Below are 17,056 nucleotides of genomic sequence, written 5' to 3' on the forward strand. Positions count from 1 at the left end.
GGGCGAGTGTGCCCATCGACGCCGAGCCCGACGACGCCAGCATGGCGGCAGCGCGCTGGGCCGCCGCCAACCGGCGCCCGGCGGGGCGCGGCACCGACACCCTGCCCTCAGCGGCCTGGCAGTTCCGGCCGATGCGCACGGCGCGCGGCCTGGCCGGGCTGGTCGGGCTGCGCCAGTCGGAGGACGGTCCTGGCCTTGACGGCGAGGCCGACCGCGCGCTCGACGCCCTTCTCGATCAGGCGGCCGTCGCGCTGGAGCGGGCGGAGCTGATGGAGGAGCGGGCCCGCGGCGAAGCCCGCGCGGAGACCGAGGCGCTGCGCACCGCACTGCTGACCTCGCTCGGTCACGACCTGAAGACGCCGCTGACCTCGATCCGCGGCGCGGTCGCGACGCTGCGCACCGCCGGCCCCGCCCTCTCCGAGGCGACGCGCGCCGACCTGCTGGCCACCGCCGAGGAGGAGACCGAGCGGCTCTCCCGCTGGATCGCCAACATCCTCGACATCGTCCGCATCGAGAACCGCCAGGTGGAACCGCGGCGGGAGACAGTCGACCTCGCCGAGGCCGCCGAGACCGCCGCCGCGCGGGCCGCCCGCGCGCATGGGCGGGAGATCGCGCTGGACCCCGGCGCGCGCCCAGCGGCGCCACGCCTCGACCCCGCGCTGCTCGACCAGGTGCTCGCCAACCTGCTCGACAACGCGCTGAAGTTCTCGGGGCCGGATGGCCATGTCGCGGTGCGGATCAGCCGGGAGGGGCCGGAGGTGGCGATCGCCGTTGAGGATGACGGGCCAGGCATCCCGCGGGAGGACCTGCACCGGGTCTTCGACCCCTTCTTCCGCGCCACCCGCACGGACCGGGTGGCGGCCGGCAGCGGCCTCGGCCTCGCCATCTGCCGCGGCCTCGTAGGTGCCATGGGCGGGCGAATCGCGGCCGAGAGCCCGACACGGGCCGATGGGCGCGGGACGCGGATGGTGGTGAGGTTCCCCGGAGCATGACCGACAGGATGTCTCCGCGCGGCCTCGATGCGACCCGACCCCGCATTCTCGTCGTGGATGACGAGCCGCAGATCCACCGCTTCCTCGCGCCCGCGCTCGAGGCCGCCGGCTATGCGCCGCTGCGCGCGATGACGGCGGCCGAGGGGCTGCGCCTGGCGGCCGAGCGGGCACCGGCGCTGATATTGCTCGACCTCGGCCTGCCGGACGGCGACGGCAAGCTGGCGATCCCCCGGCTGCGGGGCTTCAGCACCGTGCCTGTCGTGGTGCTCTCCGCCCGCGACCAGGAAGCGGAGAAGGTCGCCGCCCTCGATGCCGGGGCGGACGACTACGTCGAGAAGCCCTTCGCGCTCGGCGAGCTGCTGGCCCGCATCCGCGCCGCGCTGCGACGCGCGGGCGCGGCGTCCCGGCAGCCGGCGGAGGCCGTCGTCCGAACCGGCGCGCTGGAGGTGGATTTCGGCCGCCGGACGGCGCGGGTGGAGCAGGGCGAGCCGTTGAAGCTGACGCCGCGGGAGTGGGATCTGCTCGCGGCGCTGGTGCGTGGGGGAGAGGGGCGCGTAATGACGCAGCGCCAGCTCCTCACGGCGGTCTGGGGTCCGGCGCATGTCGAGGACGCGCAGTATCTGCGCGTCTATATCGGTCATCTCCGCCAGAAGCTCGGGCCGGCTGCGGGCCTCATACGCACCGAGCCGGGCGTGGGATACCGGTTCGGCGGCGAGTAGGGCGGGGAGCCGAGCCGTTGGACCATGCGGAAGCACGGCTTCGGGGCGGCCTGAGCGGCGGCAGTTGAAACGCGAGGGCCATGACCTGGCGCGGTGCAGCAGCAGCGCGGCCGAGGAAGATTCTCGCCGAAGCATGGGGACCATGCCACGCTGGGCCGGAACCCAAGGACGATGGCGACGGACCCAGCGCCCCCTCCCGGCGACTTCGCGGCGACCGGTGCGACCCCGGTCTTTGTCGCGCGCGGGTTGTGCAAGACCTACGGCAGCGGCGACGCGGCCGTGCATGCGCTGCGCGACCTCGACCTCGACATCCTGCAGGGCGAGTTCGTCGTGCTGCTCGGCCCCTCGGGCTCCGGCAAGTCCACCCTGCTGAACATCCTGGGCGGCCTCGACGCCCCGACCTCCGGCCGCGCCGCCTGGCGAGACCATGAGCTGACCGGCGCGGACGAGGCGGCGCTGACCGCCTATCGCCGCGACCATGTCGGCTTCGTGTTCCAATTCTACAACCTGATCCCGAGCCTCACCGCGCGCGAGAATGTCGAACTCGTCGCCGAGATCGCGCGCGACCCGATGCCGGCGGAGGAGGCGCTCGCTCTCGTCGGGCTGTCGCACCGGCTCGACCATTTCCCGGGCCAGCTTTCCGGCGGCGAGCAGCAGCGCGTCGCGGTCGCGCGCGCCATCGTCAAGCGTCCCGACGCGCTGCTCTGCGACGAGCCCACCGGCGCGCTCGACGTCGAGACGGGGAAGGTGGTGCTGTCGGCCATCGCGCGGGCAAACCGGGAGGTCGGCGCGACGACGGTCGTCATCACCCACAACGCCGCGATCGCGGGCATGGCGGACCGGGTGCTCCGCATGGGCGGCGGACGCATCGTAGCGATCGAACGTCATCCACGCCGCCTCGCGCCCGAGGAACTCGTGTGGTGAGCGTGCTGGACCGCAAGCTGCTCCGCGACCTCTGGGCGTTGCGCGGCCAGGTGCTCACCATCGCGCTGCTGATCGGCGCCGGCGTCGCCGTGCTGGTGATGTCGGTCAGCAGCTTCCTCTCGCTGCGCGGTGCGCAGCAGGCCTTCTACGCCGAAAGCCGCTTCGCGGAGGTCTTCGCGGAGGTGAAGCGGGCGCCGCGCACGCTGCTGACACGGATCGCCGGGATCCCGGGCATCGCGGCGGTGGAAGGCCGCGTCGGCGGCGAGGCGCGCGTGGACTGGCCGGGCGCCGAGGTGCCGGTTGCCGGTCGCGTCCTGTCACTGCCGGCCGGCGGGGAGCAGCCGGTGCTGAACCGGCTGCGGCTGATCGCCGGCCGCCTGCCAGAACCGACCCGGCACGACGAGGCGGTGATCCATGTCGCCTTCGCCGAAGCCTGGCGGGTGCGCCCGGGCGACGAGATCGCGGCCATACTGAACGGACGGCGCGAGCGCTTCCGTATCGCCGGCATCGCGCATTCGCCGGAATTCGTCTTCACCTCCCGCCCCGGCAATCCGCTGCCGGACGACCGCGGCTTCGTCGTGCTCTGGGCGAATGAGGAGGCCGTGGCGCGTGCCTTCGACATGCAGGGCGCCTTCGGCGAGGCGGTGCTGACCCTCGCCCCGGGCGCCTCCGAGGCCGCGGTGATCGCGGAGCTGGACCGGCTGTTGCTGCCCTGGGGCGGGCGCGGCGCCTTTGGCCGGCGCGACCAGCCTTCCCACCGCTTCCTGGAAGACGAGCTCGCCGAGCAGCGCACGCTCGCGGTCACGGTGCCGCTCGTCTTCTTCGGCATCGCCGCCTTCCTGCTGAACGTCGTGCTGGGCCGGATGGTCGAGGCGCAGCGCGAGCAGGTCGCGGCGCTGAAGGCCCTCGGCTACCCGTCCTTCCCGATCGCCGCCCACTACGCGAAGTTTGTCGCCGTGGTCTGCGTCCTCGGCTCGGCCCTCGGCATCGCGGCGGGCGCGTGGATGGGGGCGGGCATGCTCGGCAACTACCGGCCCTTCTTCCGCTTCCCGGAGATGCCCTATCTGCTGCCAGCCTGGCTGCCGCTGCTCGCGGCGGCGGCGAGCTTCGCGGTGGCGCTTCTCGGGGTGCTTGCAGCGCTGCGGCGGATTTTGCGCCTGCCCGCCGCGGAGGGGCTGCGGCCGGCGCGGCCAGTCGCCTTCGGTGGGGGGGCGCTCGGCCCTCTCGGGCGACGGCTCCACGCAAGGGCGAAGATCCCGGTGCGCGGCGTCCTCGGCCGCCCGCTGCGCACGCTGCTCACCGTGCTCGGCATCGCGCTGGCGGTGCCGATGGTCGTGCTCGGCCTGTTCTGGTGGGACGCGATGGACAGCATGGTCGAGTTGCAGTTCGACCGCATCGAGCGCGGCGACGCCTTCGTCGCCCTTACCGACCCGCGCCCAGCGCGCGCCGTCCGCGAGATGGCGCGCCTGCCCGGCGTGCTGGCGGCCGAGGGGCAGCGCATCGTACCGGTGCGGCTGCGGGCCGTGCAGCGCAGCCGCCTCCTCGCCTTGACAGGTCTGCCGGCAGGCGCGGAGCTGCGCGTGCCGCGCGATGCCGATCTCCGCCCGGTTCCGATCCCCGGCGACGGCTTGGCGATCAGCCGGCGACTGGCCGAGCGGATCGGCGTGCGCGAGGGCGACACCGTGCAGGTCGAGGTGCTGGAAGGCGCACGCCGCGTGCACGACCTGCCGGTGGCCGCGCTGGTCGAGGACATCATCGGCTTCACCGTGCTGATCGAGATCGGCGCGCTGAACCGGCTGCTGCGCGAGGACGACCTGGTCTCCCATGTCGCGCTGCGCGTGGACCCGCTGGCGGCCGAAGGGCTGTGGCAGCGCCTCGCGGAGCGGCCGCGCGTCGCGGCGACCAACGTGAAGGCGGTGTGGCTCCGCGTCTTCGACGAGGTGATCGCCGGCCTCGTGCTGACCAGCGCCGTGACGCTGACCGGCTTCGGCGTGATCATCGCGGTCGGCGTGGTCTACAACAGCGCACGCGTCGCGTTGCAGGAGCGGGGCTGGGAAATGGCGAGCCTCCGGGTCCTCGGCTTCACGCGGCCGGAGGTGTCGCGCATCCTACTGGCGGAACTGGCGCTGGCGGTCGTCGTCGCGGTGCCGCTCGGGCTGGTGCTGGCGCAGTGGATCGTCGGGCTGATCCTCGGCGCGCGGGATAACGAAAGCTTCGACGTCCCGGCGGTGATCAGCACGGCGACCTTCGCGACGGCGGCGCTTGTCGTGCTGGGCGCGGCGCTTGCCAGCGCGGTGGTGGTGCGGCGGCGGATCGACCGGCTCGACCTTGTCGCTGCCCTGAAGGCGAGGGATTGAGGGATGGGCCGGCATCTCCGCCGCGCGCTGATCGCCGGTTCCGTCCTGCTGCTGCTGGTGGGCGCGTTCCTCGCCTTCCGCCCGCGGCCGGTGCTCGTCGAGACCGAGCAGGTCGCACGGGGCCGCTTCGAGGCGGTGGTGGAGGAGGACGGGCGCACGCGGGTGCGGGACCGCTACGTGGTCTCCGCGCTGGTCGCCGGGCGGGTGCTGCGGCTCGGTGTGCGCCCGGGCGACACGGTCGGCCAGGGCGACCCGGTTGCGCTGATCCTGGCTGCGCCGTCCGCCCTGCTCAACCCGCGCGCGCGGCGCGAGGCCGAGGAGCGCGTGGGCGCGGCGGAAGCAATGCTGCAGCAGGCTGGCGTTCTGGTGGAACGTGCCGCAGCGCAGCAGGTCCAGGCCGAGGCGGATGCGGCCAGGGTGCGCGCCCTGCACGCGCGGGGCGCGGCGCCGCTCCAGCAGCTCGAGCGGGCCGAACTTGCCGAGCGCACCGCCGCACGCGACATGCTGGCCGCCGAGCGGCGACGCCATGCCGCCGAGCACGAGCTGGACCAGGCGCGATCGCTGCTCGCTGCCACCGAGGCGCCGGAGAACGGGTCAGAGCGCCACGAGGTGCGCGCCCCGGTCGCCGGGCGCGTGCTGCGAGTGATGCAGGAGAGCGAGGCGGTGGTCGCCTCCGGTGCGCCTCTGCTGGAACTCGGCGATCCGTCGGAGCTGGAGGTGGTGGTGGACGTCCTCACCACGGAGGCGGTCGGCATCGCACCGGATGCCCCGGTGACGATCGAGCGCTGGGGCGGCCCACGGCCACTGCAGGGGCGCGTCCGCCGCGTCGAGCCCGGCGCCTTCACCCGCGTCTCGGCGCTCGGCGTCGAGGAGCAGCGGGTCTGGGTGGTGATCGACCTCGTCGGCCCGCGCGAGGGCTGGGCTGCGCTCGGGGACGGCTTCCGCGTGGATGCGCGCATCACGGTCGAGGCGATCGAGGACGCGGTGCTGGTCCCGGTCAGCGCACTGTTCCGGCGTGGCGGCGGGTGGGCGGTGTTCGTGGTGCGGGACGGCGTCGCGCGCGAGCGGCCGGTCGAGGTCGCCCGCCGCGCCGCACGCGTCGCCATGAGCTCCGCCGGCCTCACGCCTGGCGAGTCCGTCGTCCTCTTCCCGCCGAGCGCTCTCCGCGACCACGCCCGAGTGCGAACGGTCCGATAGCACGACCGCGGCGACCGCCCTCTGGCGGCGTGCGACTGACGGTTCTCGGCTTTCCGTCCAACCCCGACTCTCTGCGATGATTCAGGCTGCGGGCGCTCACACTCCGATTCGCCGACCACCATCGGATGCGCGTCTGCGCTGAACGAGCGCCTCGGCGTCTGCGGACGCCGCTATGCTGGCGGCATCGGGCGGAATTCGCTGGTTCCCGAGATCGCGCGCGCGGCTTCAACGACCGTCGGACCCAGTCGGAGCGCCAGCTCCGCTCCGGTCCAGTCGGCCACCGAGACCGAGATGTTGATCGCCGCGGTGGCCCGGCCGTCCGGATTCCGCACGGGCGCGGCGAGCGAGATGTCCCCGATCGCTGTCTCCTGCTCGGTCAGCGCGAAGCCCTCCGCGCGAGCCTTGCGGATCTCCGCCATGATCGCGTCGGGCGAGGTCTTGGTGTACTGCGTGTAGGCGACGAGCTTCGAGCGTTGGAGCAGGGTCGCTACCTGCTCGTCGGGCAGGGTCGACAGGATCGCCCGGCCGCTCGCCGAGCAGAAGGCAGGGCGGCGCATGCCGAGCACGACGTCCACGGTCACCGTCCGTCGTCCGGGGTAGCGGACGACGTAGATGATGTCCGTGTCGTCCAGCACCGTCATGTTGACGGTGGCGTCGAGCGACTTGTTGAGCTCGTAAAGCTGGTGCCGAGCCCGCGCGACGATCGGGTCGGTGCGGAGATAGATCATCCCGAGGCTCATCACCTTGGGCGAGATCGTGTAGCGCCGCACCTTGCTGTCCTTGTGCAGGTAGCCGAGCGCCGCGAGCGTGTAGGTGAAGCGCTGCGCCGCGCTCTTGTCGAGCCCGGTCAGCTCGGCGATCTCGGTCAGGCTCAGGCTGCGCCCGCCGAGCTCGAAGGCGCGCAGGATCCGGAAGGCCTTTTCCACCGATGAGACGAACCACGCCGGCTCGTCCGCCTGAGCCTTCGCCTTGAGCATGTCCTCCATGGGAGCCTGGAACCTTCTCGTTGCGCTGAGGGCCCGCACGAACCTCGCCGTCTGCCGATCTGCGCGCTTGACATCACCGCTAAGGCACGAGTGATATTGGATAGCGATAACGAGGCTTGCAATAACGGCCTGCAGGCGCTCTGGAGGGGACACAACGTGAGCCAGACACCCCCGCCGTCATTGACCGGCAACGCCGGCGCGCAGATCACGCACTCCTCGGATGAACGCCTGGGATACGAGGTGGCGGAGGGCATCGCCACCATCACCATCCGGCGCGCCGAGAAGCTGAATGCGCTGCTGCCCGAGATGATCCTGGTCATGGCTGACCTGATTGAGACCGCGCGGCGCGATCCGAAGGTCAGGGCGGTGGTGCTGCGGGGCGACGGCAGCAGCTTCTGCGCGGGCGACGACCTCCATCCGGAGGACCGCTTCAAGTACGGGCCGCCCGACATGCACACCCGGCTCAAGATGGGCTACCCCCGCCTGGTGAACGACATCCTGCAGCTGCGCAAGCCGGTCGTCGCCATGATGCGCGGCTATGCGGCCGGTGCGGGGTTCGACCTTGCCCTCGCCTGCGACTTCCGCATCGCGGCCCCTGACACGCGCATGGCCGCGATCTATGTGCGGCGCGGGCTCGGCGGCGGTGCGACCTATCTCCTGCCGCGCTTCGTGGGCCTCGGCAAGGCGACCGAGCTGCTGCTCCTCGGCAACTGGATCGACGCCGAGGAGGCGCTGCGCCTGCATCTGCTGACGCGCGTGGTGCCCGAGGAGCAGCTGGAGGCCGAGACCTACGCGCTTGCCGCCAAGCTGGCCAAAGGGCCGACGCAGGCGATCGGCGCCATCAAGAACGCCCGCAACCAGGGGCTCGGGCTCGACCCGGTGAAGGGGCTGGAGGCGCAGATCCTCTGCAACGTCGAGCTGATGTTCCACCGCGACGCGCGCGAGGGCCCGCGCGCCTTCCTGCAGAAGCGCGAGCCCAACTTCACCGCCGAGTGGATCGACCTCCAGTACGACGACTTCGATGCGAATTACCGCTGACGGGTTCGTCTCGGCGGCCTGGATGCGCGACGGACACGACGCGGCATGATCATGCTGCTGGAGCATGAGGGGAAGCGGATCCTCGCCTCCTGCGGCATCCCTGTGCCCGAGGGCAGCCTCTGGCGCGACCTGCCTTTGACGCTGGACGGCGACCTCGTCATCAAGTCGCAGGTCTTCGCCGGCGGCCGCGGCAAGGCGGGCGGGATCCGCTTCGCGAGCGGCCGGGACGAGGCGCTGCGCATCGCAGCGGAGCTCGCCGCCGGCCAGCTGTCCGGCGCGCCGGTCGAGGACGTCTACATCGAGCGCAGGCTTGGGATCGAACGCGAATACTACCTCGCGGCGCTGGTGGACCGGGATCTCGGCACACCGGTCCTGGTGGCCTCCGCCGAGGGCGGCGTGGACATCGAGGCGGTCCCGCAGGACCGCCTCGTGCGACAGAAGGTCGATCCCCTGCTCGGCCTCGAGCCCTTCATGGTCGAGCGGCTGGTGCGCCGGCTCGGCCTGTCCGGCGACCAGGCGGCCGCCTTCGCGCGCCTCGTCGAGCGGATCCATGCCGGCCTGATCGCAAACGACGCCGAACTGATCGAGATCAACCCGCTCGTGCTGACCAGGGATGGCAGCTTCGTTGCCGCGGACGCGAAGGTCGTGCTCGACGAGGACGCGGCCTTCCGCCATCCCGGCCGCCGCGCGCGGCCCAACGGCACCGCCTTCGAGCACGCGGCCCGGGACCTCGAGGTGATCGGCGTCGAGATGGGCCCGCCCGCCGGCGTGGCGGCCATCATGAACGGCGCCGGACTGACCATGGCGACGCTCGACGAGATCATCGCCCTCGGCGGCCGGGTATCGGGCGTGATCGAGCTGCACGGCGCGGCCATGAACGGCCCGGGTCGCATCGCGGACCTGCTGGCCTGCGTCCTCGATCATCTGAAGCCGGCGGTGATCCTGGTGAACATCCACTACCAGTTCCGCAGCCTGGAGACGATCGCCGAAGGGGTCGCCCTGGCGATGGAGCGGCTGCCGGACCTCACGCCCGACCGGCTCGTGCTGCGCCTGCGCGGCGAGAAGGAGGCCGAGGCCCGCGCCCGGCTCGCCGGCCGCGGCCTGACCATCATCCGCGAGTTCGGGCCCGCCTGCGTCGAGGCGGTCGGACGGGCGCGCCCGGCGACCGCTGCCTGAGGACGAGCGCCTTGGCCATCATCGTCGACGAGACGTCCCGCATCCTGATCCAGGGCATCACCGGCCCCACGGGCCGCAGCTATGCGGAGCGCATGATCCGGGACGGCACGCCGCTCGTCGGCGGCGTCGCGCCGGGCCGGCAGGGCCAGACGGTCGCGGGCGTTCCCGTCTTCGACAGCGTCGAGGACGCGGTCGCCGCGACCGGCGCAAATGCCGCGCTCAGCGCGGTACGCAGCTCACTCGCGATGGGCGCCGCGCTCGAGGCGCTTTCTGCGGGGATCGGGACGCTGGTGGTCTACACCGAGAACGTGCCGCTGCACGACGCGATCCGGATGCGCGCCTATGCAAGGGCGCGTGGCGCGCGCCTGCTCGGCCCCAACTCGGCGGGGGTGATAAGCCCGGGCAAGGCCAACCTCGCCGACCTGAACGCCAACAACCTGCGCCCTGGACGGATCGGCATCGTGTCCAAGAGCGGCACGCTGACCTATGAGGTGATCGACGACCTGCTGGCCTGTGGCCACGGCCAAAGCAGCGTCGTCTGCATCGGCGGAGACCCCGTGATCGGCACGACCTATGCGGATGTCCTGCCGCTGTTCGAGGCTGATGCCGAGACCGACCTGGTGGTGCTGATCGGCGAGCCCGGTGGGCGCCTGGAATACGATGCCGTTGCCGCGCTGCCAGGCATGACAAAGCCCGTCGTCGCCTATATCGCCGCGCAGAATGCCCCGCCCGAGAAGCGGATGGGCCATGCAGGGGCGATCTACGACGGCGCCGACACCTCGGCGAGCGCCAAGCTCGCGGCCTTCCGCGCGGCCGGCTACGAGGCCGTCGGGCGCGTGACGGAGGTCGCCTCCGCAGTCAGGCGGGCCTTACGGCGCGCCGCGGCATGACCGGGCCGTCGGGGCCACCCGCCGCCGCGCCGGAGGGAACGCCCTCTGCGATCCTGCACCGTGTCGCGGCCTTCGACACGCCGCTCCTGCGCTTCACCCTCGACGGCAGGCCGATGCAGGCGCGTCAGGGCGAGAGCGTGCTGGCCGCGATCCTGTGTCACGCCGGCCATCTGCGCCGGCATGAATGCAGCGGCGAGCCGCGCGCCGGCTTCTGCCTCATGGGCGCTTGCCAGGATTGTTGGGTCTGGTTCGGGCCCGGGGAACGTGGCCGCGCCTGCACGACACCGGTGGCGGACGGGATGCAGGTCTCGACCTCGCCCGATCCCCCGGCTTGACCAGGGTCGTCGTCGTCGGGGCGGGGCCCGCGGGGATCGCCGCGGCCGATGTGCTGTCCCGCGCCGCGGTCGAGGTCACGCTGATCGACGAGGCAGAGCGGCCCGGCGGCCAGTATCATCGGGCGCCCGCCTCGGGCCTGCAGCTCGACATGCGCCGGCTGCTGGACGCGGCGCATGCGTCCTACGCGGCGTTCCACGCGCAGGCGGCGAGCGTCTGCGCCAGGGTGGACTACCGGCCAGCCACCCTTGTCTGGGGTGTGCACGGGCGTGCCGTCCACCTCGCCGCGCGCGGCTTCGCCCAGTCGGTCGGATACGACGCGCTGGTCCTCGCCACGGGTGCGACCGACCGCGTCATGCCGCTCCCCGGCTGGACGCTGCCGGGCGTCTTCACCCTCGGCGGTGCGCAGGCGGTGCTGAAGGACCAGGGCTGCCTAATCGGGCGGCGCGTCGTCTTCTGCGGCAGTTCACCGCTGCTCTACCTTGCGGCCGTCCAGTACCTGCGCGCCGGCGGCAAGGTCGCGGCGGTGATCGACACCACGCGCTTCGCGGAGAAGCTGCGCGCCCTGCCCGACATGCTTGCCGCGCCGGGCGTGCTGGGCCAGGGGCTGCGGCACATGGCCGCGCTGAAGCGGCGTGGCGTGCCGATCCTGCACGGCGCGACCATCGACGCCTTCGAAGGGAAGGCGCGGGTGAGCGCGGTCCGCTGCACGTCTCCGGACTCGGCGCCGCTGCGGGTCGCGTGCGACGCGGTGGCCTACGGCCATGGCCTGAGGCCCGAGACGCAGCTGGCGGAGCTCGCCGGCTGCACGCTGCGCTTCGACCCCGTGCAGCGCGTCCATGTGCCGGAGACCGACCCGGATGGCCGTGCGGGACATGCGATCTATGTCGCCGGCGATGGCGGCTCCATCGGCGGCGGCCAGGCGGCCGCCGTGTCGGGCCGCCTGGCCGCCGCTGCCGCGCTGCACGATCTCGGCCTCGCCGCCGATGTCGACGTCGCGGCCAGTCGGGCCTCGCTGGCGCGGCTGCGGCGCTTCCAGAAAGGCGTGGCGGCGGCGTTCCGCTGGCCGGGCGAGCGGGCCGCGGCGCTGGACGACGCCGTCATCCTCTGCCGCTGCGAGAACGTCACCGTCGGTGAGGTACGGGCCGCCATCGCGCTTCAGGATGGCGTCGCGGATGTGAACCGCGCCAAGGCTGCCACCCGCTGCGGCATGGGCCGCTGCCAGGGCCGTTTCTGCGGCGCCGGCCTGGCGGAGGTCGCGGCCGCCTGCGTCGGAGGGCACGACCACGGGCGCGACCGGCTGCGCGTCCAGACGCCGATCAAGCCGCTTCCCATGGCCCTCGCCGGCGACCTGTCCCCATGAGCGGCACCGATGCCGGGGTCGCGATCGTCGGCGGCGGGCTCGTCGGCTGCATGATCGCCTACGCGCTCCGCCAGCGCCGCCGCAGCGTCATCGTGCTGGAGCGCGGGCATGTCGGCGGCGAGTCGAGCGGCGTGAGCTTCGGCAGCCTGCGCCTGCAGGGCCAGCACGAGGCCGAGCTGCCGCTCGCGCTGCGCGCGCAGGCGCTGTGGGAGACGATCGAGGCCGAGACCGGCGAGAGCGTCGAGTTCCGCCGGCACGGGCATGTCCATCTCGCGCTCGATGCCGAGCAGCAGGCCCGGCTCGAGCGCAATGCGCGCAACGCCCGCGCCCACGGGCTGGACGTCACGCTCCTCGATCGCGACGAGGCGCTCGGCCGTTGGCCGTTCCTGGGCGGCCAGGTGGTCGGCGCGTCCTTCTCGACGCGGGATGCCGTGGTGAACCCGCGGCTCGTCGCCCCCGCTGTCGCCCGCGCGGCGCGGCGTCTCGGCGCCACGATCCAGGAAGGCGTCGAGATCATCGCCGCCGAGCATGACGGCGTCCGCTTCCGCTTGCACGGCAGGACGGCCGACGGCGCGGTCCGGAGCGTGACCGCCGAGACCCTGGTCAATGCCGCCGGTGCCTGGGCCGGCACGCTGGCCGCATGGTTCGGCGAGACGATCCCGCTCTTCCCCGCCGGCCCGGCCGAACTGGTGACGGAGCCGATCCCGGCCTTCGTCGCGCCGGTCATGCATGTCGTGGACGGCAGCATCCTGTTCCGTCAGACGGAGCGCGGCAACGTCGTGATCGGCGGGCATCCGCGGATGCGAGTCGATGCCGCGACGCGGACGGCGCGCGTGCCGCCGGACAAGATCCTGACGAACCTGGCCCGGCTGGTCGCGCTGGTGCCGCGGCTGCGCGCCCATCAGGTGATCCGCAGCTGGACGGGCATCGAGGGCTATGTCGAGGACATGATGCCTGTCCTCGGGCCGAGCATCTCGACGCCGGGGCTGTTCCATGCCTGCGCCTTCAGCGGGCACGGGCTTCAGCTCGGCCCCGCGGCCGCGGCCGCGATCGCCGAGCTGATCGTCGAGGGGACCACGACGATGCCCATCGCCCCCTTCGACATCCGGCGGTTCTATGTGTCGGGGCAGCCGCGCACGCTGTCGCTGGCGGAGGAGTTCCAGCCCGACGTCCTGGCCCAGGCCGCGCCGCCGTCCCGCGCGCGGCCATCATCGTGAGCGGACCGCGACCCTACACCCAGCCGCCGGTCACGCGGTCCCAGCTGCCGGCGCGCAGATCCGTCTTCCCTGCGACGAGATCCGGCTTGCGCACCTTGCCGCTCGTCGAGCGCGGCAGGGGCCCCGTCCGGTACTCGATGAAGCGCGGCACCTTGAAGGGCGCCAGGCGCTGGCTGCACTGCGCGATGATCCGCTCGGGCGGGAGGTCCTCGATGCCGCGGCCGTCGTGCAGGACGACACAGGCCTTGACCTCCTCGCCGCGCAGGTCGTCCGGCACGGGGATCGCCGCGGCCTCCGCGATGCCGGGGATCGCCAGCAGCGCGGCCTCGACCTCGGTGGCCGAGATGTTCTCGCCCGCGCGCCGGATCATTTCCTTGATGCGGCCCTGGATGGTGACGAAGCCATCGGCGTCCTGGACGGCCAGGTCGCCCGTGCGGAACCAGTCGCCGTGGAAGGCGGCCGCCGTCGCGTCCGGCTTGTTGTGGTAGCCGAGGAGGATGCCCGGCCCCCGGATGAGCAGTTCGCCGCTCGCGCCGGGTGGCAGGGTCTGCCCGTCCGGCCCGGCGATGCGGACCTCCCGGAACGGACCGGCGATGCCGCAGGAACCCGACCCGACCATCTCCGCGGCCTCGATCGGCATGATGAGGCCGACCCCGATCTCGGTCATCCCGAAGGCGGCGCGGGCGGGGAAGCGGAAGCGGCGCTCGAGCTCGGCGTGCAGCTCGCGGCGGTGGATGGCCAGGTTGCCGCGCCTGAGACAGGGCAAGGCCTCGTCGGCGCGCTCCGGCATCTGCGTCATCACGTCCATCGGGAACCAGCAGAAATCGATCTGATAATCCCGCAGCCAGTCGCAGAAGCGCGTCAGGCTGAGATAGGGCGCGACATACATCGCCGCGCCGTGGAAGAAGGCCATCAGCATCAGCCATTGCGGCGTCATGTAGAAGAACGGGTTCGGCGAGAGGATGCGCCCGTACCGCATGCCGTCGCTGGCGGCATAGGCCTTCGCGCAGGTCAGCCAGTAGCGGTGCGTCAGCAGGCAGCCTTTCGGCCAGCCTGTCGTGCCCGAGGTGTACTGGATGTTCAGCACGTCATCGAGGCTGGGCGGCGTGACGGGGCGGAACGCCCGCGGGGAGCGGTCCACCAGCTTCTGCCAGCCCTGGTGGCCCGCCGGTCTCGACGGGCCGACGACGATGGTGTTCGCGAGCGGCGTCTCCAGCGGCTCCATCCCGTCGAGCAGCGGCAGGAAATCCTGGTGGATCACGAGATGCCGCGCACCGCTGTCCGACAGGACGTAGCGGAGCTCATGCGCGGTGTAGCGGATGTTGACCGGCACCATCACCGCGCCGAGGCTCGCCAGCGCCAGCCAGGTGACGGGCATCTCCGGCACGTTCGCCAGCATCACGCCGACATGGCTCCCGCGGTTGACGCCTAAGGCGGACAGTCCGCTGGCCAAACGGCGTACGCGATCGAGCAGGTGCGCATAGGAGAACCGCTCGCCGCTTTCGATGAAGTGCAGGGCGAGCGCGTCGGGCGTGGCCGCCGCGGCGGACTCCAGAAGGGCGATGACGCTGGGCGGAAGCGGCTCGGCTTCGATCTGGCGGTAGCGCGCTCGGGCGGGAGCCAGCCAATCGAACGTCGTGCCCACCATTGCCACCTTCCGGTGCGCTGGCGCCGACAGGCGCGCCACAGCCGATCCGCATGATGCGGGACGAGTGTGCCATGTCAACTTCCCTGTCGCACGCCGCTACCCAGCCTGCCACCATGCCCGCGGGAGCCATGGAACGGAGACAGAGCAACATGGCGGCGGTCGACATCGTCATCTGCGGCACGGGCAGCTTCGCCGCACGCATCCTGTTCGATCTCGCCGCCACGGCGCCCCGGCCGGTGTCGGTCGCGGTGGTCGGGCGGAACCGCGACCGTCTCGCCTGGCTGCGGACCGCGGCCAATGCGCGCGCCGCCCTGTTCGGCTCCGGCGCGCGGGTCGCCGAGTACTGCCTGCCGGACCTCACGACCGAGTCCGTCGGGCCGCTGCTGGCCGAGCTGCGTCCTTCCGTGGTTGCGAACACCGCCTCGGTGCAGGGCGGCCGCGTCGCGATCGATCGTCCCGATGCCTGGACGAGGCTGGTGCAGGAGGCGGGGTTGGCCTGCACCGCCCTGCTCCAGGCGCGCATCTCCCACGACATCGCGCGCGCGGTCGCGCAACTCGCGCCAACGGCGACCTTCGTCAACTGCTGCTATCCGGATGTCGTCAACCCGATGCTGAAGGGCGCCGGGCTGCCGATCGCCTGCGGGATCGGGAACGTCGCGATCCTCGCGCATGCCTTCGCCGGCCTGCTCGGGCCGGGCCATCCACGCCTTCACCTCCTGGCCCAGCATGCCGCGCTGTCGGCCTTCCGGCGCCCGGCCGCGCAGCGGAGCGGCGTCGCGCCGCTGCGCCTCTGGATCGACGGTATCGAGATCGGGGATGTCTTCGAGCGCTTCGCCGCCGTGAAGCTGGCGCCCGAGCCGGTGATCGACGTGTCCGGCGCCTCCGGCGTGCCGCTCTTCCTCGCGCTCGCAGCCGGCGCGGAGTGGTCGGGCCATGTGCCCGGGCCGAACGGGTTGACGGGCGGATATCCGGTTCGGCTGGTCGGAAGGCGGATCTCGCTCGACCTCCCGCCGGGCGTGACCGAGGAGGAGGCGATCGCCTGGAACCGGCGCTTCGAAGCGGAGAACGGGATCATCGTCGGATCCGACGGCGTTGTGCGCTACGTCGGACGCGTGGAGGCTGCGCTGCGCGCCGTCAGCCCCGACCTCGCCGCGGGCTTCTCGATGTCGTCCTTCGACGCGGCCTATAGCGCGATGGCGGCGGTGCGGGCGCGATTGCTGGCCGCGGCATAGCTCCGGCGTTGCGACCGTCCGGCGGATGAGTTCCGATTGACAATGGCCCGGCGGTTCCAGCACCCTTCGGGTCCAAGTATTCCATGCCGATACCGACGCTCGATAGCTGGTAGAAGGGCTGGGGGTCGATCGACGGGTTGAGACTGTTTCACCATCTCCGTGGGAGGCACCGTGTCCGACAGCGCCCGCACCGACCTCATTCGGTACGAATGCCAGGATCGGATCGCGACCATCACCTTCAACCGTCCGGAGAAGCTTAACGCCTTCGACGACGGCATGGTGATGCGGATGGCGGAGGTGCTGCACGGCTTCGACATCGATCCCGACGCCGACGTGGCCGTGCTGCGCGGCGAGGGGCGTGCCTTCTGCAGCGGTGCGGACGTCCACCAGCGCCAGCTTCGGCCGGAAGCCGAGATGAAGAAGCATGGCGGCCCGCAGGGATGGGGCGCGCACAGCGCCGAACTCTTCGTCCGCTCCATCAACTGGAAGCCGGTCATCACCGCACCGCACGGCTTCGCCGTCGGGCTCGGCCTCGCGATGGTGCTGGAGAGCGACATCATCGTCGCCGAGGCCGGCACGAAGTTCCAGGTCGCGGAGACCGTGCGCGGCCTCTCCGGCGTGCGCCACTGGGCGCTGCTGGCCTATCGCGGCCTGCGGTCCTTCGCGACCGAGGTCACGATCACCGGCCGCTTCTTCACGGCCGAGGAGGCTGCGGCCGCCGGCGTGGTCGACCGTGTCGCGCCGCCGGGCGAGCACCTGGAGCAGGCCTATGCCATGGCCCGCGCGATCGCCGGGAACCCGCCGCTGAGCGTCCGCGCCACTGTGCGTGCGCGGCGCTGGTACATGGAGCAGGCCGAGCGCGAGGCGTATCTGCAGACCAATCCGCTGCAGCTGCACCTGACCGAGGACTTCAAGGAGAGCGCGCGCGCCTTCGCCGAAAAACGGAAACTAGGCCCGTTCAAGGGCCGATGACGGTGCGGGGCC

General features: G+C 72.2%; 15 protein-coding genes. 13 read left to right on the plus strand and 2 right to left on the minus strand.

Annotated features, from left to right (window positions below; genetic code table 11):
• The 5 genes from OZN99_RS01960 to OZN99_RS01980 form a co-directional block, all read left to right on the plus strand.
• The coding region (locus OZN99_RS01960; RefSeq protein ID WP_270933482.1) for a sensor histidine kinase at nt 1-992 on the plus strand (992 nt) is incomplete at its 5' end.
• Entirely contained in the window at nt 989-1,711 is a 723-nt protein-coding gene (locus tag OZN99_RS01965; RefSeq protein ID WP_270933483.1) for a response regulator, read from the plus strand. The genes OZN99_RS01960 and OZN99_RS01965, both read left to right, overlap by 4 nt.
• A 171-nt stretch (nt 1,712-1,882) precedes the next feature.
• Nucleotides 1,883-2,635: an ABC transporter ATP-binding protein gene (locus tag OZN99_RS01970; RefSeq protein ID WP_270933484.1), complete on the plus strand. Its 753-nt coding sequence runs from the start codon at nt 1,883-1,885 to the stop codon at nt 2,633-2,635.
• Nucleotides 2,632-4,992, plus strand: coding sequence for an ABC transporter permease (locus tag OZN99_RS01975; RefSeq protein ID WP_270933485.1), 2,361 nt, complete (start codon nt 2,632-2,634; stop codon nt 4,990-4,992). Before OZN99_RS01970 ends, OZN99_RS01975 begins: the two co-directional genes overlap by 4 nt.
• Before the next feature lie 3 nt (nt 4,993-4,995).
• Nucleotides 4,996-6,189, plus strand: coding sequence for an efflux RND transporter periplasmic adaptor subunit (locus OZN99_RS01980; protein ID WP_270933486.1), 1,194 nt, complete (start codon nt 4,996-4,998; stop codon nt 6,187-6,189).
• A gap of 170 nt (nt 6,190-6,359) precedes the next feature.
• Here the strand turns inward: OZN99_RS01980 and OZN99_RS01985 are convergent, their stop codons facing one another.
• Nucleotides 6,360-7,175, minus strand: coding sequence for an IclR family transcriptional regulator (locus tag OZN99_RS01985; RefSeq protein WP_270933487.1), 816 nt, complete (start codon nt 7,173-7,175; stop codon nt 6,360-6,362).
• Between the two features lie 156 nt (nt 7,176-7,331).
• Here OZN99_RS01985 and OZN99_RS01990 point away from each other — a divergent pair, with 156 nt between their 5' ends.
• The 6 genes from OZN99_RS01990 to OZN99_RS02015 are packed head-to-tail and all read left to right on the plus strand — an operon-like array spanning nt 7,332 to nt 13,192.
• Nucleotides 7,332-8,213, plus strand: coding sequence for an enoyl-CoA hydratase/isomerase family protein (locus tag OZN99_RS01990; RefSeq protein ID WP_270933488.1), 882 nt, complete (start codon nt 7,332-7,334; stop codon nt 8,211-8,213).
• Nucleotides 8,214-8,258: 45 nt separating this feature from the next.
• A complete protein-coding gene (locus OZN99_RS01995) occupies nt 8,259-9,389 on the plus strand; it encodes an ATP-grasp domain-containing protein (RefSeq protein ID WP_270933489.1) in 1,131 nt (376 codons plus the stop codon).
• An 11-nt stretch (nt 9,390-9,400) separates the two neighbouring features.
• Nucleotides 9,401-10,279 (plus strand): succinate--CoA ligase subunit alpha, encoded by an 879-nt coding sequence (locus tag OZN99_RS02000; protein ID WP_270933490.1) that lies wholly within the window; start codon nt 9,401-9,403, stop codon nt 10,277-10,279.
• Entirely contained in the window at nt 10,276-10,614 is a 339-nt protein-coding gene (locus tag OZN99_RS02005; protein ID WP_270933491.1) for a (2Fe-2S)-binding protein, read from the plus strand. Before OZN99_RS02000 ends, OZN99_RS02005 begins: the two co-directional genes overlap by 4 nt.
• Nucleotides 10,611-11,975 (plus strand): FAD/NAD(P)-dependent oxidoreductase, encoded by a 1,365-nt coding sequence (locus tag OZN99_RS02010; RefSeq protein ID WP_270933492.1) that lies wholly within the window; start codon nt 10,611-10,613, stop codon nt 11,973-11,975. The genes OZN99_RS02005 and OZN99_RS02010 overlap by 4 nt, the downstream gene beginning before the upstream one ends.
• A complete protein-coding gene (locus OZN99_RS02015; RefSeq protein WP_270933493.1) occupies nt 11,972-13,192 on the plus strand; it encodes an NAD(P)/FAD-dependent oxidoreductase in 1,221 nt (406 codons plus the stop codon). Before OZN99_RS02010 ends, OZN99_RS02015 begins: the two co-directional genes overlap by 4 nt.
• A 13-nt stretch (nt 13,193-13,205) precedes the next feature.
• On the opposite strand, the gene OZN99_RS02020 is transcribed toward OZN99_RS02015, so the two are convergent.
• Nucleotides 13,206-14,840, minus strand: coding sequence for a class I adenylate-forming enzyme family protein (locus tag OZN99_RS02020; protein ID WP_270933494.1), 1,635 nt, complete (start codon nt 14,838-14,840; stop codon nt 13,206-13,208).
• Between the two features lie 149 nt (nt 14,841-14,989).
• Between OZN99_RS02020 and OZN99_RS02025 the strand changes: the two genes are divergently transcribed.
• Together OZN99_RS02025 and OZN99_RS02030 are read left to right on the plus strand one after the other, a co-directional pair.
• Nucleotides 14,990-16,072, plus strand: a complete 1,083-nt coding sequence (locus OZN99_RS02025; RefSeq protein ID WP_270933495.1) for a hypothetical protein — start codon at nt 14,990-14,992, stop codon at nt 16,070-16,072.
• Between the two features lie 171 nt (nt 16,073-16,243).
• Nucleotides 16,244-17,044, plus strand: coding sequence for an enoyl-CoA hydratase/isomerase family protein (locus tag OZN99_RS02030; RefSeq protein WP_270933496.1), 801 nt, complete (start codon nt 16,244-16,246; stop codon nt 17,042-17,044).
• The last annotated feature ends 12 nt before the right edge of the window (nt 17,045-17,056 follow it).

This window comes from Falsiroseomonas oryzae, assembly GCF_027856955.1.
GTDB classification, from domain to species: Bacteria; Pseudomonadota; Alphaproteobacteria; order Acetobacterales; family Acetobacteraceae; genus Falsiroseomonas; species Falsiroseomonas oryzae.

What these genes read in the sequence shown, in the direction of transcription:
- OZN99_RS01965 (WP_270933483.1), top strand. Translation starts at nt 989, where the DNA reads ATGACCGACAGGATGTCTCCGCGCGGCCTCGATGCGACCCGACCCCGC.
- OZN99_RS01970 (WP_270933484.1), top strand. Translation starts at nt 1,883, where the DNA reads ATGGCGACGGACCCAGCGCCCCCTCCCGGCGACTTCGCGGCGACCGGT.
- OZN99_RS01980 (WP_270933486.1), top strand. Translation starts at nt 4,996, where the DNA reads ATGGGCCGGCATCTCCGCCGCGCGCTGATCGCCGGTTCCGTCCTGCTG.
- OZN99_RS01985 (WP_270933487.1), bottom strand. Translation starts at nt 7,175, where the DNA reads ATGGAGGACATGCTCAAGGCGAAGGCTCAGGCGGACGAGCCGGCGTGG.
- OZN99_RS01995 (WP_270933489.1), top strand. Translation starts at nt 8,259, where the DNA reads ATGATCATGCTGCTGGAGCATGAGGGGAAGCGGATCCTCGCCTCCTGC.
- OZN99_RS02005 (WP_270933491.1), top strand. Translation starts at nt 10,276, where the DNA reads ATGACCGGGCCGTCGGGGCCACCCGCCGCCGCGCCGGAGGGAACGCCC.
- OZN99_RS02015 (WP_270933493.1), top strand. Translation starts at nt 11,972, where the DNA reads ATGAGCGGCACCGATGCCGGGGTCGCGATCGTCGGCGGCGGGCTCGTC.
- OZN99_RS02020 (WP_270933494.1), bottom strand. Translation starts at nt 14,840, where the DNA reads ATGGTGGGCACGACGTTCGATTGGCTGGCTCCCGCCCGAGCGCGCTAC.
- OZN99_RS02025 (WP_270933495.1), top strand. Translation starts at nt 14,990, where the DNA reads ATGGCGGCGGTCGACATCGTCATCTGCGGCACGGGCAGCTTCGCCGCA.